Origin of the sequence: Shewanella sp. NKUCC05_KAH (assembly GCF_019345585.1) — a bacterium.
GTDB classification, from domain to species: Bacteria; Pseudomonadota; Gammaproteobacteria; order Enterobacterales; family Shewanellaceae; genus Shewanella; species Shewanella oncorhynchi.
The window spans coordinates 93,999-115,251 of sequence record NZ_JAHKQZ010000008.1; the positions used below are offsets into that span (position 1 = coordinate 93,999).

Below are 21,253 nucleotides of genomic sequence, written 5' to 3' on the forward strand. Positions count from 1 at the left end.
CTATCAGCCATTAATAACGCAGCTATCGACGTCTATTTGTCATCAAAGCTTGACGCAAGTTTTATCAGCACATAAAACCGCTTCGTCAAACGCTCGCATTAAACATATGGACAACCAAGTTAGCAAAGGCGTGTGCGTATTGAAAGGAGTAATAGATTTCAAAAAGTGTTGAAGCATAAAATATGTTCAGGGGAAGCTAAAGAGGAAGAATTGACGTCCATGTCTGAGTGGCGTTTGTTCGCAAATCAATCACATTTATCTAAAACTGGTATTCGCCCGCCTTAGTGCGCAGTATCTGGGATTGGTTGTCTAGACTAATGGATGTCGATTCAATCTGTTCGATAATCTGTGATACTTCACGGGAATTATCGCGGATCACCATCATGCTCGAAGCGATTTCTTTAGAAACCAAGGATTGTTCTTCGGTTGAAGCGGCAACCTGAGTATTGATCCCATGAATCGCTTCCGTACTATGGCGAATATCCTCAAATACTGCCACGATACGTTGCAGTTCTACCCCCGCCTTTTGCATTAGCGTCGCCGCTTGAGTCACTGATGTACCCACTTGATTCGTACGGCTTTGAAGGCTCGCGACAATATCATCGATTTCCTTGGTGGAATCTTGAGTGCGCTGGGCTAATGATCGAACCTCATCAGCTACCACAGCGAAGCCTCGTCCTTGCTCACCGGCCCGTGCGGCTTCAATCGCGGCATTCAGTGCCAGCAAATTCGTCTGCTCAGCAATCGCCTTAATCACACTCAACACATTGCTGACTTGGGTACTTTCGTTCACTAGATGTGACATAGAGTCTTGAGTATTCCTAAACTCAGTTTCTAATACCGACATAGCTTTCAACGCTTCCGATACTGTCTGTTTACCTACAGTGACATGCGTTTCATTTTCGGCGGCGCGGCTTTCAGCATTCGAGGTGCTCTCACTCACATGCACTAAGGTCGTGGTCATTTCTTCCATCGCACTGGCGCTGGCGTCCAGTTCTCTCGCCACTCGATTTGAGCTTTCACGCGAAATTTGAATTGATGCTTTAGTTTGCTTAGCTAAATCAGCCACCTCTTTTGCAATGCCATCCGTCGTCGATAATGAACTAGCAAGGGAGGATATAAACAAGTTGATTTGATTAACGATTTCGCCAATTTCCCCCTGAGTCGTAACAGAGATCCGCCGCGCAAGATTTTTAGAGCGCTGAATATCGAGCAATTCAACACAGGTCTGCACTAAGGGAGTCACAATCCTGCTTTTAACGATAATAAATCCGCCAACGGCGGCTAAAATCACGATAAATAACACCAGTTGGGACCAGTTTAATGCTGCATGCAGGGAGTCGAGTCGGTTATTCACATCACCATCGGTACGTTTATCCAATGCTGTAAAAAACTCATCAATCGGCTGCATGATCTTAGCTTTTTCTCTGTGGTATTGGTCGCTATGTAATAACTCCCTCGCCATAGTTAAGTTAGGCTCACCTTTGATCGTGTAAGTTTGGGTGTTGGGGTCCATAAAAATACCTTTGACAGCATTCATGGCTTTCACTTCGAGGGCGACTAACGCATCTGAGTTTTGCTGAGCTTGTTCAAGGTAACGGAATTCTTCATCAGAAAAACCGAGGGACTTCATTTGCGTGTTTATCGCAATGCTAGCACCGTCGGGTTTTGGCTTATCGCCATAGCTCAGCACCAAATCCCAGTAAATCTGGTGATATTTTTCAGGTCTAGACTTCTCACCATTACGGATAGCCAAAATATCCATATACATTTTTTCGTATTTTTCATCACCCGTAACAGCGTAAGTTCGAGCGAGACGCGTTAGGTCATCGGAACTTTGTCTTAACTCATCGGCGACTTGATAGGACTGATATCGGACGCTAGCCGCATCATTAAAGAGATCGATTTTAGACTTAACATTGAAGCTCAATACCGCAGAAATCACGGCACTCGCGACTATGGTCGAAAAGACCACGCTCATCATTGTTTTTGTTTTCATACTTACCCCAGTAGACGGAAGAACTGCTTTAAGTCTAGAAGGAAAAACAGAAAACATAAAAAAGGTTGGTTTATTAGTTGAAATAATCATTTGATTTGCGAGTGATTATCGCTCACAAATCAAGCAATGCTGAATGGCGTCTCAATTACAGTAAAAGTTGGTCCGCGACAAAGGGGTTATGCTCGCGCTCTTCGCCAAAAGTCGACATAGGACCATGCCCAGGAATGAATTCAACCTCGGCGCCTAAGGGCCACAGTTTTTCGGTGATCGAGTGAATTAAATCCTGATGATTTGATTGGGGGAAATCAGTGCGGCCGATAGAACTTCGAAACAAAATATCCCCCACCCACGCCAACTTAGATTGGGCGGAGAAAAGTGCAATGTGTCCCGGCGTATGCCCAGGGCAATGCAGCACAGATAAACTTTGCTCGCCCACTTTAACAATATCGCCATCCTGCAGATATTGATCCGGTTCAAAGGCATCGCAATGGGGAAAACCAAAATTTTGGCTTTGCTTAGGTAAGTTATCAATCCAGAATTTATCGGCAATATGCGGGCCAATAATCGGCACATTGGCGGCTTTCGCTAAGGCTTGTGCACCACCGACATGATCGATATGCCCATGGGTAAGGAGGATTTTTTCAAGGACGAGTCCAAGTTTCGCTACTTCGTTTTGGATCCTGTCAATATTCCCGCCGGGATCCACAACTGCAGCACGCTTGGTTTTTTCACACCAGATCAAGCTGCAATTTTGCTGAAAAGGTGTCACTGGAATAATCTGATACTTCATAGCTTCAATCTCGTGTTATCCATAAGCGATAGATTACGCTAAGAAACTCATCATGGCTCAAATTTGTATCCAAAAAATTGATCTTCACCAAAAGCTAATCAAATAATCCTAGCTTACGACATAAACTATTTTGTCTATACCCAAGTTAGCTGAAGATACGCGTTTCAGGTAGCCTAGGTTGCTGCATCTTCAGCTTATTTGGGTATACAATCTGCCAATCACAATAACATGATCCTCTGCCATTAAGGTTGTTTGATGAAACCCGATATTATTCTCGCCGGAGTGCTGGCGAAGAAACACACTTTTACCTTGCCCCTCAACTATCAAAATCCAATTGCAGAGCAAATCCAAGTGTTTGCCAGAGAACTCTGTAGCCCAGAAAACAAAGATAAAAAACTACCTTATATCGTATTTTTTCAAGGCGGCCCTGGATTTGCGGCCATGCGTCCCGCCAGCAACAGCGGCTGGATCCGCCGCGCATTAAAAGAATATCGAGTGTTATTACTCGATCAACGTGGCACAGGCTTATCAACACCGATTAATTACCAAAGCCTGCAACACTTAGATCCCGCAGCTCAAGCGGATTATCTGAGCCATTTCAGGGCTGACAATATCATTCGTGATGCCGAAACGATTCGTGCCCAGCTTTGTCCCGCCGATAAGTGGGCGATTCTCGGCCAAAGTTTCGGGGGATTTTGCGTGTTACATTATTTAAGCGCCGCCCCTCAAGGCGTCAGTGAAGCCTATATCACGGGTGGCATACCATCATTAACCCGTAGCAGCGACGACGTCTATCTTGCGACTTATCAACGCGTACTGGCGAAGAATAAACAATTTTTCCAACGCTTCCACGATGCTCAACATCTCGTCACTCGCTTAGCAAAACATTTACTTGAAAATGAAGTGTATTTAGCAACGGGTGAACGCCTCACGGTTGAAATGCTGCAGTTGCTGGGTATTAATATCGGAATGGAGCAAGGACCTGAATCGGTTTATTATTTGCTTGAGCAAGCCTTGATCAACACGGCTTCAGGGACAGTCGTTAACCCGTTATTTTTAAATCATTTCGGTCAAATGCTCGATTACAACACTAACCCGATTTTTGCCCTGTTGCATGAAGCCATCTACTGTCAACACTCGGCTTCACAATGGTCGGCACACAGGGTTAGACAGCAATTCCCCGCCTTTAACTATCAACAAGGTAAACCGTTTTTATTCACAGGTGAGATGATATACCCATGGATGTTTGACCAATTTAGTCACTTAGTGCCGCTTAAAGCCGCGGCAGAAATCCTTGCCCATAAATCAGATTGGCCAGCACTTTACAATCTAGAGCAACTGGCACAAAACCGAGTTCCTGTTGCAGCAGCCATTTACAGTGAAGATATGTTTGTAGAGATGCAATACAGTTTAGAAACCACAAAACAAGTTGGCAGGCTAAAGTATTGGTTAACATCAGAATATGAGCACAACGGCATCCGCATGGATGGAGAACGCATACTGGATAAGCTCATCAGCTTAAACCGAGGCGACACCCTAAGATAAATATGAGCTTTAAGGGCTAATTAAGTTAATGCTGAGATTATATGCCTGCTCCTCATCAATTGAGTGATTTTGGCAAGCTTTAACGACCTATTTCCGTATGAGTAAACCGTTTTGGTTTACTCTTTTTTTGCCCAAATTCAGTGCTATGAAAGCGTTATAGCTTAAGGTCGAATATCCCCTACAACAGAATCACAACGCACTCGTGACTATTAAACCTCTGTAGCCATTTTGCGTGTTCGACTCCTTGCGCCAGCACTAGCCACTGACTTATTCACACTGCTTTTAGCTGTACTTGCAGTGCCTGCCCGTTTTGCCGAGCTCGAGGCTTTGCGGTAAGGCAACTTACGATAACCAGATTTATTACTTGCCGTTTTACGATAACCTTGGCCTTGTAAACCATTAAGCGCGGTTGGCAGTTGGGCGCCTGCATTCTGGATAAGCGTGGATAAGGTGCCGAGCAGTGGCTGCATAAAGGCTTGATAAGAGGTTTCTTTATGGCAAATGCCATTCAGACTCGCTTCCCAAAGCGCTGTCATATCCGGCGTAGTCGCACTCGCGGGCAAGCTGTTAATCAATCCTTTCCCCACGTCTGTCGAGACAATAGATTTACCTAAGCGTTGTAAAAAACCGCGTTTGAACAGCAATTCGATAATACCTGCACGGGTGGCCTCTGTACCTAATCCGTCGGTTTCTTTAAGAATTTTACGGATCTCAGGATCGGTCACATAACGGCTAATACCCGTCATAGCACCGAGTAAAGTGGCATCGTTAAAGGCCTTTGGTGGTTGAGTATTTTTATCCAACAATTCGCCTCGAGTACAATGCAAAGCCTGTCCCAATTTCAAAGGCGGTAATTGGCCGATAAACTCGTCATTCTCCTCATCGTCCTTACCTGTGCTTTCTTCCGTCGACTTGTTGCCACTAGCCTTACTGCCATTTGGCTCTTGGCGGGCAAAGAGTTGCTTCCAGCCGAGGGATTTATCCTGACGCGCCTTGGTATTAAATAAGCCACCCTCGATTGTCACTTGCACTGTGGTTTCACTGTAACAATAAGCCGGATAAAACTGTGCTAAGTACTGGCGAGCAACATGAAGATATAACTGCCTCTCACGCTGACTCAAGCTAGATAAGTTAGCCGTCTTCTCTGTGGGGACGATTGCGTGATGGGCGTCCACTTTTTTATCATCCCATGCTTTAGATTTAAGACGGGGATCGGGTGCATCAGCACCTTGCAATAACTCAGCAGCACCAGCACTTATCGCCTTAAGTACCGAAGGCGCAAGGTTATGTTGCTCAACGGGTAAATAACGACTGTCGGAGCGTGGGTAAGTAATGAGTTTATGACGTTCATACAAACTTTGGCAGGTATCGAGCACATCCTTAGCACTCATACCAAACCGTTTGGCCGCATCAATCTGTAACGCGGATAAGCTGTAGGGCAATGGTGGATTCTGTTTCTTGTCCTCAGCCACTAATTGAGTGACTAAAGCGGGTTTATCACTGATGCGACTCACCACATTTTGCGCTAACCCTCTCACTAACACTCGTCCTTCTTCATCCATATAAGGCTGACAAGCTTCGCTAGGTTGCCACTTGGCGCTGAAGGTTTCTTGCTTCTCGGTCGCCAAATGCGCTAGTACTTCATAAAAAGGTTTAGATTGAAAGTGAGCAATCTCTTCATCACGGCGCACCACTAGCCCAAGCAATGGCGTTTGTACTCGGCCGACGGATAACACGCCTTGATAACCGACCTTTTTACCTTGGATGGTGTACGCACGCGTCATATTCATGCCATAGAGCCAATCGGCTCGACTGCGGGCTAAGGCCGATGTGGATAAAGGAATAAACTCGCGATTGCTGCGTAGCTGCGTTAGAGCCCGTTTTACAGCTTGTGGGTTTAAGTCACTGATCAGTAAACGCTGGGTTTGATGTAGCTTGTCCCCCGTCACGCCAAGATAGGCAATCACTTCATCTACGAGTAACTGCCCTTCACGGTCGGGATCGCCCGCATTAACCAAGGTGTTAGCTTGTTTGACTAATCGTTTAAGCACTGTGAGTTGGCTGCGGGTTGCGGCCTTAGGTTTTAGTTGCCACTTGTCTGGCACTATTGGCAAATGCTCGAATTTCCAAGACTTAAATTCGGGATTATAGGCATCAGGTTCTGCTTGCTCGAGCAAGTGACCAACACACCAAGACACACAATCGCCATTGGCGGCTTCGATAAATCCATCACCTTTTTTATGGGGTTTAGGCAATACATCGGCAATGGCCCGCCCTAGGCTAGGTTTCTCTGCGATATAAAGGATCATACAAACACCAAACACTGGATATAATTACAGTATAATTTAGCCCAAACGCCAGTTGAGTGCAAATTTCTGTAGTAAACCGAGCTTAAATGTAAAAGCTTAAGTGTAAATTCAATTGCGAATGATTCTCAACAAGGCGTAAAATACACTAAATTACTAAGGAGTGACTATGAGACAGTTTGCAATAAATGCGCGACAGGCTATGACAATAACTCCAGCATTAATATTAAAATTCAATCAGTTATTGATATTCCATAGCTTAATGTTACTCGCAATAAGCATGCTCACTAGTACTTGGCTGGGACAAATGAAAATCATCGATATGCCGTTAGCATGGGGATTCATTCTCGTCATTCCTATTGCTGTGAGTTTATCTCTATTACTCAGCCATCAAATCACGCGCCATAGCTTAAGCAGCTTATTCGGCGTGTGGATGCTACTTTGGGTAATGGGATAACTGACATTCATAATAAATCACTACCGTATTTCGAGTTAACTCGCCCCTCCGCTCTATTTATCCATGCTAAAACTCAATTTCAAAACACATTGGTTTCAAATATTTAACACTTTAACTATGAAGCTCCCTAAAAAATAGTTATGTTGAGTATCTTGGATATTTACAAAAAATGTCTTAATCAAAAGTGAATGTCCTAACTCAACATCTGTTGAATAACCGTAAACCTAAAAACTCTGCTAAAACAACACAATAAAGGAATCGGAGTCTATGAATGAGATTGTCAACGCGATCAATAGTGTAATTTGGAGCCCTGCACTTATTTTTCTTTGCCTAGGTGTCGGGCTCTATTTCTCCCTTCGCACTCGATTTTTACAGCTGCGCCATCTGCCAGAAATGATCCGCCTGATGTTTGATGGCAAGAGTACTGATGCGGGAGTGTCGTCTTTTCAAGCACTCGCGATGACATTAGCGGGTCGAGTCGGTACAGGTAACATTGCAGGGGTCGCCACAGCAATCACCTTTGGTGGTCCTGGCGCTTTATTTTGGATGTGGATGGTTGCCTTTCTCGGTGCCAGCTCCGCCTTCGTTGAATCTACCTTAGGTCAAGTCTATAAAGAAAAAATCAATGGTGAGTATCGCGGTGGACCTGCTTTTTATATTGAAAAAGGCTTAGGCATGAAATGGTATGCATGGGTATTTGCAATTGCGACCATATTTGCTTGCGGGATCCTGCTGCCGGGCGTACAAGCTAACTCGATTGGTTCAAGTTTAAAAACTGCTTTCAACATAGATCCTAATGTGACTGCAGCCATACTGGCTATGCTTCTTGGTTTTATTATTTTTGGCGGTGTAAAACGTATCGCTCACTTTGCCAGTGCCGTCGTCCCCTTTATGGCACTGGGTTACATCATAGTGGCTTGTGTCATCATAGCGCTAAATATTGGCCAGCTACCGGGTATTTTATGGTTAATTATCAAAAGTGCCTTTGGCTTTGATGCGGGTTTTGGTGCCATTTTAGGCTTAGCCATCATGTGGGGGGTAAAGCGGGGTATTTACTCCAACGAAGCGGGTCAAGGTACAGCGCCACATGCCTCATCTGCTGCGGCGGTAAGCCATCCAGCCAAACAAGGGTTAGTTCAAGCTTTTTCTGTGTATATCGACACCTTATTCGTTTGCTCTGCAACAGGTTTCATGCTGCTCATTACAGGACTGTATAATGTTCAGGGCCCAGACGGTGCGGCGCTCTATACCGGCATTGCCGGAGTCGCTGCAGGACCAGGCTACGTACAAACGGCAATGGAAAGTATGATGCCAGGATTTGGCAATATCTTTGTGGCTATCGCACTGTTCTTCTTCGCCTTTACGACCATAGTGGCTTATTACTACATTGCCGAGACCAACATTGCCTATATTAACCGTAAAGTAAATCATCCTTGGTTCATGGTCGTTCTCAAAGTCGTGATCATTGGCTCAACCGTATACGGCACAGTTAAAACGGCTGATATGGCTTGGGGAATGGGTGACATTGGTGTCGGACTCATGGCATGGCTCAATATTATTGCTATTATTCTATTAAGGAAAACCGCATTCACTTGCCTTAAAGATTATGAATCACAGCAAGCACTCGGCATAGAGCCACTTTTCGACCCGGTAAAACTGGGGATTAAAAATGCGGATTACTGGGTTGAACGCAAACACGCTGAAGAAAATGTAATGACTGAAACAGCGCAACGCATAAATACGTAGACGTTACCACGATGATCCGTTAAGCAAATATAAGCCATTAAAAAGCCAGTGATTTCTCACTGGCTTTTTTTGTATCGTTTAGAACAAAAAGGACACAAACTTTACGATACTGAATGACCCACAATCCTTATGGGTGACAGACGTTATGCAGCTCTAAGTTAGTGCCGATATCTTTATTTCGATCGGCTTTGGCATCGTCATTACGCAGTTGCGTCAAGTGATCTAAATACGCTTGGTCAACGTCGTTCGTGATGTAGTGACCATCAAATACGGACGTTTCGAAACGTTTAATCGCAGGATTCTCCATTCTTACCGCTTCAATTAAATCGGGCAAGTCTTGGAAAATAATGCCATCAGCACCAATTAACTTGGCGATTTCATCGGCATCACGACCGTGTGCAATAAGCTCATTCGATGTTGGCATATCAATACCGTACACGTTCGGGAAACGAATTTCCGGTGCGGCAGAGGCAAAGTACACTTTCTTAGCACCTGCTTCACGGGCCATTTCGATGATTTGCTCTGAGGTCGTACCGCGAACGATAGAGTCGTCCACCAACAGGACATTTTTGCCTTTGAACTCAGTGTTAATGGCATTCAACTTACGACGCACTGACTTCTTGCGCTCCTGTTGACCAGGCATGATGAAGGTACGGCCAATATAACGGTTTTTCACAAAACCTTGGCGGTACGGTAAGTCCATGCAACGGGCAATTTCCAGCGCGATATCGCAAGAGGTTTCAGGAATAGGAATAACCACGTCGATATCGTGATCGTACCATTCCTTCTTAATCTTCTCGCCAAGCTTAGCGCCCATGTTGACGCGACTTGCATATACAGACACTTTGTCGATCGTCGAATCTGGACGGGCAAAATAGACGAATTCGAAGATACAAGGTGCATAGCTAGGCTCGGCTGCACATTGACGGGTATACAGCTGACCGTCAATTGAAACATAAATCGCTTCACCCGGTGCTACATCACGCATCACTTCAAAGCCAACTGCATCGAGTGCCACACTTTCAGAAGCCACCATGTATTCAGTGCCAGTGGCAGTTTCGTGCTTACCTAATACCAAAGGACGAATACCAAATGGGTCACGGAACGCGACTAAGCCTTGACCAATAATCATGGCAACAACCGCGTAGGCGCCACGAGCTTGTTGGTGTACGTTAGCGACCGCATCGAACACTTCTTCCGACGTCAGAGTCAAACTCGTGGTTTTTTGCAGTTCGTCGGCCAACAGATTGAGCAACACTTCAGAATCCGAAGTGGTGTTCACATGACGACGTTTTTTGATCAGCCCTTCGGCTAATTCGACTGTGTTGGTTAAGTTACCGTTATGGGCTAATGAGATCCCAAATGGCGAGTTAACATAGAAAGGCTGCGCTTCAGATGCGCTTGAACTGCCCGCAGTTGGATAACGCACATGGCCAATACCAGCATTACCTTGTAGGCGTTGCATATGTTTGACTTCAAAAACGTCTTTAACCAAACCATTGGCTTTACGTAGTCTGAAAGCACCACGATCAATGGTCACAATACCTGCCGCATCCTGACCTCTGTGCTGCAACACTGTCAGTGCATCATAAATGGTCTGATTAACCGATGATTGGCCAACTATTCCGACGATACCACACATGGGTAAGCTTCCTCATTGTAAGATGTTCTATCACTTAGGATTATTTTATTTTCTTTCTTATAGTTTGGGTACAAAGCTGGAGGTATTTTCCAAATAGTCAAAAAACCATTGAATAACAACGCCAAATTCGGGTACTAGCACAGAATCTTTCCACCATTGGGAGTTGGGAGATCCTGTGAAAGCATCCATGAAAAACAACAAGGCGCTAACAATAAGCGCGCCTCGAATAGCACCGAAGCACAAGCCCAAAAGCCTGTCAGTGCCAGATAATCCGGTTTTGACAACAAGTTGTCCGAGAATATAGTTAACTAAGGCACCGAGTACCAAAGTGGTAATAAAGAGGATGGCAATAGAAACGCCATTACGCAGCATCTCATCGTTCATTTGTGTTAAGTGAACGGCAAGATCTTGGTAAAATTGGCTGGCAACAAAGAAAGCCGCAAACCATACCACTAAGGACATGGCTTCTTTGGCAAATCCACGGATCAGACTGATGAGAGTCGATAATCCGATGACGAATATGATAGCGTAATCAATCCAAACCATTGAGATGGCTTTCCGACATGGGCTTTAAGACGGCGCGATTCTACCAGAGACTGAAACGATTCTCACCCCTAGTGAGGTAAATAAATCATTTTCAGTCTCGTGTGTTGTATCAACATTAAGATTCTAAGGGATTAAAAGGAACAATCCAGCCCTTGAGACGTGTAAGGTTTTCCACCTCAACTTGTACTTTCTTCAGCTTTGCCTCAGACACATCGGGTCCGACAAACACTTTAGTTAATACGCCATCTTTAGGGTTTTCAGGAATAGTGTACGCTTTAAAACCACTCTTACGCAGCTGTGCAACCAAGGCTTTAACATTCGTTGCGTTGTTAAAACTGCCAAGCTGCAAGGTAAAGCCACTTTTCAAGCTGTCACGGCTGACCACTTTAACGGCATCCTCTTTGGCTGCACTGGCTTTGGGCGTTTCTGCTTTCGGCTTTTCAGCCTTAGCCACAGTAGTCGCTTTAGCGTCCGCTTTTTTAGCCGGCTCAGTTTTTACAGTGGCTTTAGGCGGCTCTTTTTTAGCTTCAGGTTTCGTTTCAGGCTTAGGCTCTGCTTTTTTAACATCAGGCTTAACGTCTTTCTTAACATCTTGCTTTGCGACTTCGATTACTGGCGCAACGGCAGACTTTTCATTGTCAGCATTAACTGGCATTTCGGCTAAGGCGACCTCAGTCCCATTCAGCGCGGCAGCATCCTCGGCTGACAAGACTTCAAACATATCATCGTCGGCTTTTTGCTGCTCAATCACGGTCGGGCGCAAAGGAATTTCGGAAAACTGCTCTTCTTGGCGATCTTTTTTGCCATCCAAAATATCCGGCAAAAAAATTACCCCAAGCGCAACCAGCACCACAGTGCCTACTAAACGATTATGAAACTGGCTAGACAAAACTGACTTCCTGCATAAATTGAGACTTAAAACCTGCCACAGTGTAAAAGGAGCCAAACACAATTACCACATCATCTGGGTTAATTTGCGCTTTTAATGCAGACCAAGCCTCAGATATGTCCTCAAACTCAAATGCAGCAGCCTCAGTGGCTAATGTTTTGCGTAGCATGGCCGAACTCGCGCCACGCTCACCGTGCAGACTGACCAAATACCAAGTGTCGATCAGTGGATTGATCACAGGCAACACACCTGCAATATCTTTATCCTTCAGCATGCCGCAAAGGGCGAACACGCGCTTACCCACAACGATTGGCGCTAACTGTTGTACCAAAAACCGCGCTGCATGGGGATTATGGGCAACATCGAGTAACACTAACGGCTGCTCACTCACCCGCTCTAATCGACCCGTTAACCGAGCCGTGCTAATACCCTCAGCAATAATTGAAGGCGTGATATCCGGCCAGCCCTGCTCAATCACTGCCAATACAGTCGCCGCATTAGGTAATGGCAAAGTTGGTAACGCTAAATCGTGCAGTTTGAGCACTTGACCTTGAAAATCCCACAGATTGCCATGGGCTTGATAACTGAATTCGTTACCGACGCGATACAAGATGGCGCCAACCTCATTGGCGACATCATTGACAGTGTGTGGCAAGTTGGGTTCACCGACAATGGCAGGTTTACCACGGCGGAAAATGCCCGCCTTTTCACGGCCCACAAGCTCACGGGTATTACCGAGATAACTTTCATGGTCTAAATCGACCGACGTCAGTACGCTAATGTCGGCATCGATAATATTGGTGGCATCTAACCGTCCACCTAAACCGACTTCTAAGATAACCACGTCAAGCTTAGCGGCTTTAAAGAGTATCAAGCCTGCAAGCGTAGCGTATTCAAAAAATGTCAGAGAAATATCGCCGCGCGCGGCTTCAATTTGCTCAAATGCCGTAACAAAATCGCTATCACTGACATCGCTACCATTGATACGCACTCGCTCGTTGTACTTCAGCATGTGTGGCGAACTGTATACGCCCACCGTCAAACCCGATAAGCGCAGAATATTTTCGAGCATGGCGCAGGTGGTACCTTTGCCGTTCGTCCCCGCCACTGTCACTATCTTGGTTGGACCTAAATCCAAAAGACCAAGGGTTTGCGCGACCTTAGAGACACGGGTTAACCCCATATCGATTTCGGTTGGATGTATAGATAGCAAATAATCCAACCACTGTTCCAATGCTGCATTTGACGCTGGTACTGTAAGCATGTCCGTATATCCTCGTATTCGATTATCTCTCAAATAAGATCTTTTCAATCCAACATGAATAATGGCCCAAGGGCGAGCTTAGGTAATTGATATTGTTCTGGATAAGTCACATCAACTAAATAGAGTCCATGGGGTTTAGCCGTTGCTGCGGCTTGGTTTCTATCTTTTAACGCGAGCAAATCGCCCATCCAAGTCAGTGGCTGATTACCTAGACCGATTTCTAACAATGAACCGACAATATTGCGCACCATGTGATGCAAGAAAGCATTCGCGGCGATATCAACAATCACATACATACCTTGGCGCGTGACATTAACGCAATGCACATTACGAAACGGTGTTTTCGACTGACACTGAACAGCGCGAAAGCTAGTAAAATCCTGCTCACCCAAGAGTGCCTGTGCCGCTTGGTGCATTTTGTCAGCATCGATATTGCCGTGATAATGGCTTACACCATGGCGTAAAATCCCAGGGCGAAAAGTGTGATTATAAATCACATAGCGGTAGCGTCTGGCGGTCGCCGAAAAGCGCGCATGGAAGCTCTCGTCGACTTCTTTGACCCAACGTACGGCAATATTGTCGGGCAAATTAGCATTCACCCCTAAGGTCCATGCACCTTCATTACGAATGGCATTGGTTTCAAAATGAACCACTTGGCCTGTGGCATGCACGCCCGCATCGGTACGGCCAGCGCAGAAGACGCCGATAGGCTCATTAGCCACTATCGATAACGCCCGTTCTAATTGCCCTTGTACTGAATCGACTTCGGCCTGACGTTGCCAGCCAAAATAACCATTACCGTCATATTCAATACCTAATGCAATCCGCATCCACTTATCCTCACAATTGATTTAGCGGCGCATTTTATCACAGCAGCCCATAAAAAAAACGGCGCTGAAGGCGCCGTTAGATTGAAACACTCTCAACCGAGATTAACTAATCTCTTTGAGCAAACGTCCTGCTTCATCCTGCTGGCGCTCGTTACCGTCAATTTGCACTTCTTTGAGCAGGGCTTTCGCACTGTCGCTGTCGTCAATTTCGATATAAGCACGCGCTAAATCCAGCTTAGCGTTGACTGAGTTTTCTTCATCATCAACATCGATCATCGCAGCATCACCGATTAAGGCACCGACATCACTCATCTCAACGTCAACTTCCGAATACAAATCGGTATCTGCGCCCTCTTCATCGGCATCATTCAGCAACTTGTCGATGTCGATAAAACCGTTTTCATTTTGAAAACTGGTTAAATCATGGTCAGGAACAAACTTTTTCTGCGCTTTTCGCGACTCCTGGGCATCGAGTGCAGCCAAGGCTTCATCGACGGTAAGATTATGATCATCGACCAGAGAGAAACTGTCTTCCGACGTCAACACATCTTCATCGTCATAATCTGTATTGGCTGTAAAAGCGGCGAGCACATTATCGTCACTTAAGTCTAGCCCTTGCTCAAGGTCAAAATCATCCGCGTCTTCTTTGATATCAAGTTTAAAATCTTCACTAAAATCAATATCGTTACGCGTAGCCTTAATGGGCTTCTCTTGAGAAGCATAATCGAGCGCTGTGGCATCTTTGTTAGGCTCAACATCATTAGCCGTTACATCTGCTTGCGCTGCCGCAGGCTTAGCCTTAGGCGCAAAATCTAGCTCTGAGTCCCAATCGAGCACATGGGGATCTTTGCTCTTATTGGCTTTTAAATCATTAAAGAAAGAAGATTCTTTTTCTTTAACACTGGCCGCGGCTGCAGCAGCGGCCAAAGTGACTGCGGCCGTCGCTAATACATCAGTGTCGTTATCGTCACTCAGTTCCTCGGCTAATGTAAAAGTATCATCGGTGCCGTCGATAGAGTGAGCCGCACCTATGCCTTTAAGTAAATTATCTTCGTCAACTGAATTGTCTTCTGAATCGAGCTGCGCCGTTTCCATATCGAAGTCGAATTCATCTTCATCGGCATCCAATTGCTCCGGCACATCAAACTCAGCTAAGAGTGCATCTAAATCATCATCACCTGACGCTTCAGCTTTTATGTCTTCAGGTAACGAAGCTTCTAATTCTGCGGCGATTTCTGCACTGATATCATCATCTTCTGCATCGACTTTGAGTTCAGGCTCAGCATCAAAACTCGCCAGTAGTGAATCAATATCATCGGATTCTTCTACGCCTAATTCATTAAGCTCATCGTCTAACTCAGCGGCAATTTCAGCACGAATATCGGGCTCGACTTCAGGTTCAGCCGCTGGCGTCGGTTTATCAAAATCCGCTAACAGAGCATCAATATCGTCGGTATCTTCCACACCCAGCTCATCAAGCTCAGCGTCTAACTCGGCGGCAATTTCAGCGCCGAGGTCGGGTTCAACTTCAGGTTCTGCTGGTTTATCGAAATCGGCTAACAGAGCATCAATATCATCGGTATCTTCCACACCTAGCTCATCAAGCTCAGCGTCTAGCTCTGCAGCAATTTCAGCGCCGAGATCAGGTTCAACTTCAGGTTCTGCTGGTTTATCGAAATCGGCTAACAGGGCATCGATGTCACCGGTGTCTTCTACACCCAGTTCATTAAGCTCCGCATCTAGTTCAGCAGCAATTTCAGCGCCAAGATCAGGCTCGACTTCAGGTTCAGCGACTGGCGTTGGTTTATCGAAATCAGCTAATAAGGCATCGATATCATCAATGTCTTCTCCGCCAAGTTCATCATCTAGCTCATCACTGAGTTCTGCCGCGATGGCAGCACTGAGATCTTCATCATCAGACGCAACAACGTCTGGTGCAGGCGCTTGTGCAATCTCAGTATCTTCAGCAGGAACACTAAACTCGGCAAGTAATGCATCAAGATCATCGTCATCCGCGATGGCTTCATCGGCAGGTGTAGTGTCTGCGACTTCAACATCATTCAGCTTAGAAGTAATATCATTACTGTCATCTTCTTGAGCTAAATCGCTCGCAAAGTTACGCTCTAATTCACTTAAATTCTCTTCGGCTTCGGTGCTGTCGTCAGAACCTAGGCCCGCTAATAGTGCATCAAGATCGGCTTCCTCAAGAATATTGCCAGATTTGGGTTTCTCTTCAGGAATATCATCCTCCTGATCGCCCATAGCTTCTGCCCACAGGTCATCAAGAGATTGCCCTTCGTCTTCAACCTCAGGTTCGGCAGAGATCCCCGGATCGACAAACATTTCAGAAGCCATATCCATCTGATCGTGGGAGTCAGTCAAATCTTGCTCAGGTTGTAAATCGACACTGCCCATATCAAGAAGACTATCGATGGAGTCCGCATGGTCAGAATCTAAATGTACCGCCATATCGTCTAAATCGTCATCATCCATGTCCATGATGGCGGTACCCGCAATCCCAGCGGCACCGGCGGCCATAACCGCTTCTTGTGTCTGCATTTCACGACGTTCTTTATTGCGTTTACGGCGCAGGAACCAGAACACAGCAAGCAGTAAGAACAAGGCAGGGATCACAGCCGCGGCAATCAATAACACAGGACTATTAAGGATATTGCGCCACAAGTCATCGGGCTCAATCGGTGCCTCTGCCTCTACTTCAGCTTCAACAGCTGTCGTCTCTGGCACTTGCGCAGCTTCAACTTCGGCTTTCAAGGCTTGGTTTTGTAGTTTACTGGCTTGAAGTGTTTCTTCCAGCACAGCAATCCGTTGATTTAATTCTTCAACTTTAACTTTTAGCGCTTCAACATCTGAAGTGCGAACTGACAGTTGATCTTGCGTGCGGGCTAATTCATCGGTTAATGACAGATTTTTGCTTTCTGCCGCTTCTAACCGCGCCGTCACATCTGAACTCAGCATCTTGGGCTTTTCTTGAACAGGTGTTTCAGCAACCGCTTTAGGTGGTGTCACTTTCGTTTCAACAATCACCGCAGGAGCCGTGACTGGCGCTTTAGCTGTCGTCACCTTAGCTGGCGGTTTAGATGTTGCTTTCGCCGGAGCCCGAGATTGTCTATCACTTTGCTCTGCTCTGGCTATCGCCATACGATTGGGGATCGACAGCATGACTTCTTTAGACGGAATGAGCAGGATCATACCGCGTTCTAAACTGTTATAACTGGCAGAGTTAAACGCATGAGGGTTAGCATCGTATAAGGCGGCCATCACCTGATAGACGCTAACACTGGCATCAGGACGGACTTTTTGCGCTATGCTCCAAAAAGTGTCTTTCGATGTTGTTGGACCATATTGATGGTTAACTTGACGGATCTGTCCGTCTGGCCCCATGATTTTTAAGGGTTTTAATCTTGGTGTATCTGCAGCAACGGCGGGATCAATAAAATAAGCGGTAGAAGAAACAGCTAAAACAGTGGCCATTAGACCCACAAGATACGAAGTGCGAAATTTCATCAATCCTTCCCTTTGAAGCGCTATAAAGTTATCTCACTGATAACAGGCTTTAGGCAATTGTATTTATTGAGATTACTATAAACCAGAAATCCCCGCCCTGCTACTGTTCACAATTGTAAAACAAAAAAAGCCTGCTGACAGCAGGCTTTTCAATGGGCATCAAATGCAATCTAATGCTTAGTAATAATCTCTCACTAAGATCTCGGCAATTTGCACACTGTTCAAGGCTGCGCCTTTACGAATATTGTCTGACACGACCCACAAATTAATCCCGTGAGAATGAGAAATATCCTTACGAATGCGACCCACATAAACCGGATCGGTTCCTGCGGCATCTGTCACTGCTGTTGGATAATCATCATCGGATTCAAACAATACCACTCCTTCGGCATTACGCAGTAAAGCTTTAACGTCTTCGGCATCAACTGGCTGACGAGTTTCGATATTAATGGCTTCCGAGTGACCATAAAACACAGGCACACGTACGGCAGTCGCATTCACTAAAATCTCATCGTCACCGAAAATCTTCTGGGTTTCCCAGACCATTTTCATTTCTTCTTTGGTATAGCCGTTATCCATAAATTTATCGATTTGTGGCAATACGTTAAAAGCAATTTGTTTTGGATAAACTTCAGCGTCAGCAGGTAAACCTTGCAGTAATTTAGTGCACTGATGCGCTAATTCTTCAATGGCTTTTTTACCTGTGCCCGATACTGACTGGTACGTTGCCACATTAATGCGGCTGATACCATAGGCATCATAAATTGGCTTAAGTGCCACCAGCATTTGAATGGTTGAGCAATTTGGGTTAGCAATGATATTGCGATTGCGGAAATCAGCGATAGCATGCGGATTCACTTCAGGTACAACCAAAGGAATATCGATGTCGTATCTAAAGTGAGAGGTGTTATCAATCACAACACAACCTGCTTCAGCGGCAATCGGTGCCCATTTGGCGGAAACATCACCACCTGCAGAGAAGAAACCAATTTGAGCTTGGGTCCAATCGAAGGTTTCTACGTCGAGAATGGTAATTTGTTTGCCATGAAAGCTGACCGTTTCACCGGCGCTGCGGCTACTGGCTAAAGGGTACAAATTGGCAACCGGGAAATTACGCTCTTCGAGGATCTCTATCATAGTTTGACCCACTGCGCCCGATGCACCTAAAACGACAACATTAAATTCCTGTGACATAGCTACTGACCGACTCCTGAAAAACCTAAATTGGACAACCAATCTACCTCAGATTGACCGTCATAAGCCAGCGCCAATGCACTAAATTCGCGTCTATGTTGGTGATTTTTTCTCATAGTGTCGAAGCCATTCTCATTTAAGAATGTATTTCTGAACATCTTGTCATCATCGCGCAAATCATAGACAAAACGCGCAAGCTGTAATAACGCTTTTTCATTCGGCGCGGTCGCAAGTTCGACCGCCTTAATGTTAAAGCTTGGCAAGAGATCCAGCAGACTTTTATCGGCAGTAATATTAAGTAACTGACACAGCTTTTGATAGAGCATAAAAGTGCCGCGCGCCTTACCTTCTAAGCTGTAACCTGCAATATGCGGGGTGGCAAATTCAGCCAGTGGCACCAGTTCAGGCATCGGTGTTGGCTCGCCTTCCCACACATCGAGCACTAATTTAAGATCATCACGCTGGCGTTTAACTCTGACAAGTGCTTTGTTATCTATCACATCGCCACGACAGCAATTAACTAACCAAGTATTGGGTTTGAGCGCCTTTAAGCGCGCCTCATCGAATAAATATTTGGTTTTATGCTCGCCCGTTCGCGTGATTGGCACATGTAAACTGATGATATCGGCCTGCGCCATGATGGTCTCTAAACTCACAAAACTGCGTGGATCGCCCTGTTTCTCTTTGATGGGATCATTAAGCAACACGTTAATACCGTAGGCTTGCAAGCATTTAGCTGTTGCAGTACCGGTATTGCCCGCGCCCACTATGCCGACGACCTTGCCCTTAAGCGGCGAATCAAACCGCTGTGCTAACTCCAGCATAGCGATAAAAGCAAACTCCCCAACCGCAGTCGCATTGCAACCTGGCGCATTAGAGAAGGGGATATTACGCTCGGCAAGGTAGGTTAAATCCACATGATCTGTGCCTATAGTGGCACTGCCGACAAACTTCAGTTGATGATTGTCCGAGAGCAACTCGGCATTCACTTTGGTGACTGAGCGCACTAATAACACATCGGCATCGCGCACTTGCGCTGCGGTTAACGTGCGGCCATTAACAGGAATAATTTCCCCGAGATCGCCAAATAGCGGTTCAACATAGGGCATATTTTCATCGACTAAAATCTTCATGGGCACCTGATCTAAAAAAGTGGGAATGGAAGGCATCAAGATGCTCGGTATTCTAACAAGACTAATGGGATAAATCCTTGTCGATGCAACAGGTTTACAAAAAACGCCCATAAAAAAGGGAAGCCTAAGCTTCCCTTCTATCACGTTTGATAAACAAACTTATTTGAATTTACGCATCACTAGCGTGGCGTTTGTACCGCCAAAACCAAAACTGTTACTCATGACTGTATTCAGCTCAGCATCACGATACTCACGCACGATAGGCATATCTTTCGCCGCTTCGTCCAGATTTTCAATATTGATGCTTGGGGCAATAAAGCTGTTTTCCATCATAATTAAGCTGTAAATCGCTTCATGTACGCCTGCGGCGCCTAATGCATGACCTGTCATAGACTTAGTCGATGCAATCGGTGGGCACTTGTCTTTGAAAACTTCACGTAGCGCTTCTAATTCACGCACGTCGCCCACTGGCGTTGAAGTGCCGTGAGTATTGATGTAATCGATTGGGGTATCGACATCCATCATCGCCATTTGCATACAACGCACAGCGCCTTCACCCGATGGCGCCACCATGTCATAACCGTCTGAAGACGCGCCATAACCAATCACTTCAGCGTAAATTTTTGCGCCGCGAGCCAGAGCATGCTCTAACTCTTCAACCACTAAAATACCGCCGCCGCCAGAGATAACAAAACCATCACGGTCTGCATCATAGGTACGAGAGGCTTTTTCTGGTGTGGCATTGTACTTGGTTGACAGTGCGCCCATAGCATCGAAGCCCATGGTCAGTGTCCAATCCACTTCTTCAGCACCACCGGCAAACACCATGTCTTGCTTACCCATTTGGATAAGTTCAACAGCATGACCAATACAGTGGGCGCTAGTTGCACAGGCTGAACTGATAGAATAATTCATGCCTTTAATTTTAAATGGCGTGGCTAAACAAGCGCTGGCCGTGCTCGACATGATGCGAGGCACAATATACGGACCTACGCGTTTAACGCCTTTTTCACGCAATGTATCGGCAGATTGTACTTGGTTAGACGATGATGCGCCGCCTGTACCCACAATCAAACCTACGCGCGGATCTGAATACTGTTCTTCAGTTAAATTGGCATCGACAACCGCTTCTTGCATAGCAATGTAGGCATAAGCTGCCGCATCACCCATAAAACGCAATGCCTTACGATCGATATGCTCAGCAGGGTTTAACTTGATGTCACCCCATACATGGCTACGTAATTGCATCTCTTCAAACTGAGCTGAATGCGTAATACCACTGCGGCCCGCTTTCAGTGACTCGGTCACTTCTTGCTTGTTATTACCGATACTTGAAACAACACCCATTCCGGTGATCACGACTCTTTTCATTTTATTGCTATCCATT

The 21,253-nt window shown here is 45.7% G+C and carries 15 protein-coding genes; 3 read left to right on the forward strand and 12 right to left on the reverse strand.

Going from position 1 to position 21,253, the window contains the following annotated elements:
• Positions 1–259: 259 nt before the first annotated feature.
• Both KO533_RS09335 and KO533_RS09340 read right to left on the reverse strand, forming a co-directional pair.
• Positions 260–1,999: a methyl-accepting chemotaxis protein gene (locus KO533_RS09335; RefSeq protein ID WP_028761018.1), complete on the reverse strand. Its 1,740-nt coding sequence runs from the start codon at positions 1,997–1,999 to the stop codon at positions 260–262.
• Between the two features lie 145 nt (positions 2,000–2,144).
• Complete coding sequence (locus KO533_RS09340) at positions 2,145–2,789, reverse strand: MBL fold metallo-hydrolase (RefSeq protein ID WP_219253826.1); 645 nt, start codon at positions 2,787–2,789, stop codon at positions 2,145–2,147.
• Positions 2,790–3,044: 255 nt separating this feature from the next.
• Here KO533_RS09340 and KO533_RS09345 point away from each other — a divergent pair, with 255 nt between their 5' ends.
• A complete protein-coding gene (locus tag KO533_RS09345) occupies positions 3,045–4,334 on the forward strand; it encodes an alpha/beta fold hydrolase (protein WP_219253828.1) in 1,290 nt (429 codons plus the stop codon).
• A 209-nt stretch (positions 4,335–4,543) separates the two neighbouring features.
• Here KO533_RS09345 and KO533_RS09350 read toward each other — a convergent pair whose 3' ends face one another.
• Positions 4,544–6,643, reverse strand: a complete 2,100-nt coding sequence (locus KO533_RS09350; RefSeq protein WP_219253830.1) for a DNA topoisomerase III — start codon at positions 6,641–6,643, stop codon at positions 4,544–4,546.
• Positions 6,644–6,809: 166 nt separating this feature from the next.
• Between KO533_RS09350 and KO533_RS09355 the strand changes: the two genes are divergently transcribed.
• Together KO533_RS09355 and KO533_RS09360 are read left to right on the forward strand one after the other, a co-directional pair.
• Positions 6,810–7,097, forward strand: a complete 288-nt coding sequence (locus KO533_RS09355) for a hypothetical protein (protein WP_219253832.1) — start codon at positions 6,810–6,812, stop codon at positions 7,095–7,097.
• 267 nt (positions 7,098–7,364) lie between these two features.
• Positions 7,365–8,843: an alanine/glycine:cation symporter family protein gene (locus KO533_RS09360; protein ID WP_105252099.1), complete on the forward strand. Its 1,479-nt coding sequence runs from the start codon at positions 7,365–7,367 to the stop codon at positions 8,841–8,843.
• A gap of 127 nt (positions 8,844–8,970) precedes the next feature.
• Here KO533_RS09360 and purF read toward each other — a convergent pair whose 3' ends face one another.
• From purF to fabB, 9 genes are all read right to left on the reverse strand, one after another.
• Positions 8,971–10,485: an amidophosphoribosyltransferase gene (gene purF, locus KO533_RS09365; protein WP_028761029.1), complete on the reverse strand. Its 1,515-nt coding sequence runs from the start codon at positions 10,483–10,485 to the stop codon at positions 8,971–8,973.
• 57 nt (positions 10,486–10,542) lie between these two features.
• Positions 10,543–11,031, reverse strand: coding sequence for a CvpA family protein (locus KO533_RS09370; RefSeq protein ID WP_028761030.1), 489 nt, complete (start codon positions 11,029–11,031; stop codon positions 10,543–10,545).
• Between the two features lie 115 nt (positions 11,032–11,146).
• Positions 11,147–11,920 (reverse strand): SPOR domain-containing protein, encoded by a 774-nt coding sequence (locus KO533_RS09375; protein ID WP_028761031.1) that lies wholly within the window; start codon positions 11,918–11,920, stop codon positions 11,147–11,149.
• A complete protein-coding gene (folC, locus tag KO533_RS09380) occupies positions 11,913–13,184 on the reverse strand; it encodes a bifunctional tetrahydrofolate synthase/dihydrofolate synthase (RefSeq protein WP_173244056.1) in 1,272 nt (423 codons plus the stop codon). Before folC ends, KO533_RS09375 begins: the two co-directional genes overlap by 8 nt.
• Before the next feature lie 44 nt (positions 13,185–13,228).
• Entirely contained in the window at positions 13,229–14,014 is a 786-nt protein-coding gene (truA, locus tag KO533_RS09385; RefSeq protein WP_219253834.1) for a tRNA pseudouridine(38-40) synthase TruA, read from the reverse strand.
• A 102-nt stretch (positions 14,015–14,116) separates the two neighbouring features.
• Positions 14,117–17,539: a FimV/HubP family polar landmark protein gene (locus tag KO533_RS09390; protein WP_219253837.1), complete on the reverse strand. Its 3,423-nt coding sequence runs from the start codon at positions 17,537–17,539 to the stop codon at positions 14,117–14,119.
• 177 nt (positions 17,540–17,716) lie between these two features.
• Positions 17,717–18,733 carry an aspartate-semialdehyde dehydrogenase gene (locus tag KO533_RS09395; protein ID WP_131523510.1) on the reverse strand — a complete coding sequence of 339 codons (1,017 nt, stop codon included), beginning with the start codon at positions 18,731–18,733 and terminating at the stop codon, positions 17,717–17,719.
• Positions 18,734–18,735: 2 nt separating this feature from the next.
• Positions 18,736–19,866 carry a 4-phosphoerythronate dehydrogenase gene (locus KO533_RS09400; RefSeq protein WP_219253840.1) on the reverse strand — a complete coding sequence of 377 codons (1,131 nt, stop codon included), beginning with the start codon at positions 19,864–19,866 and terminating at the stop codon, positions 18,736–18,738.
• 159 nt (positions 19,867–20,025) lie between these two features.
• Positions 20,026–21,237 carry a beta-ketoacyl-ACP synthase I gene (gene fabB / locus KO533_RS09405; protein WP_219253842.1) on the reverse strand — a complete coding sequence of 404 codons (1,212 nt, stop codon included), beginning with the start codon at positions 21,235–21,237 and terminating at the stop codon, positions 20,026–20,028.
• Positions 21,238–21,253 lie beyond the last annotated feature (16 nt).

Coding starts and splice junctions, on each gene's coding strand:
- KO533_RS09395 (WP_131523510.1), bottom strand. CDS start 18,733: ATGTCACAGGAATTTAATGTTGTCGTTTTAGGTGCATCGGGCGCAGTG.
- KO533_RS09340 (WP_219253826.1), bottom strand. CDS start 2,789: ATGAAGTATCAGATTATTCCAGTGACACCTTTTCAGCAAAATTGCAGC.
- truA (WP_219253834.1), bottom strand. CDS start 14,014: ATGCGGATTGCATTAGGTATTGAATATGACGGTAATGGTTATTTTGGC.
- KO533_RS09335 (WP_028761018.1), bottom strand. CDS start 1,999: ATGAAAACAAAAACAATGATGAGCGTGGTCTTTTCGACCATAGTCGCG.
- KO533_RS09360 (WP_105252099.1), top strand. CDS start 7,365: ATGAATGAGATTGTCAACGCGATCAATAGTGTAATTTGGAGCCCTGCA.
- KO533_RS09350 (WP_219253830.1), bottom strand. CDS start 6,643: ATGATCCTTTATATCGCAGAGAAACCTAGCCTAGGGCGGGCCATTGCC.
- KO533_RS09345 (WP_219253828.1), top strand. CDS start 3,045: ATGAAACCCGATATTATTCTCGCCGGAGTGCTGGCGAAGAAACACACT.
- KO533_RS09390 (WP_219253837.1), bottom strand. CDS start 17,539: ATGAAATTTCGCACTTCGTATCTTGTGGGTCTAATGGCCACTGTTTTA.
- fabB (WP_219253842.1), bottom strand. CDS start 21,237: ATGAAAAGAGTCGTGATCACCGGAATGGGTGTTGTTTCAAGTATCGGT.
- folC (WP_173244056.1), bottom strand. CDS start 13,184: ATGCTTACAGTACCAGCGTCAAATGCAGCATTGGAACAGTGGTTGGAT.
- purF (WP_028761029.1), bottom strand. CDS start 10,485: ATGTGTGGTATCGTCGGAATAGTTGGCCAATCATCGGTTAATCAGACC.
- KO533_RS09355 (WP_219253832.1), top strand. CDS start 6,810: ATGAGACAGTTTGCAATAAATGCGCGACAGGCTATGACAATAACTCCA.
- KO533_RS09400 (WP_219253840.1), bottom strand. CDS start 19,866: ATGAAGATTTTAGTCGATGAAAATATGCCCTATGTTGAACCGCTATTT.
- KO533_RS09370 (WP_028761030.1), bottom strand. CDS start 11,031: ATGGTTTGGATTGATTACGCTATCATATTCGTCATCGGATTATCGACT.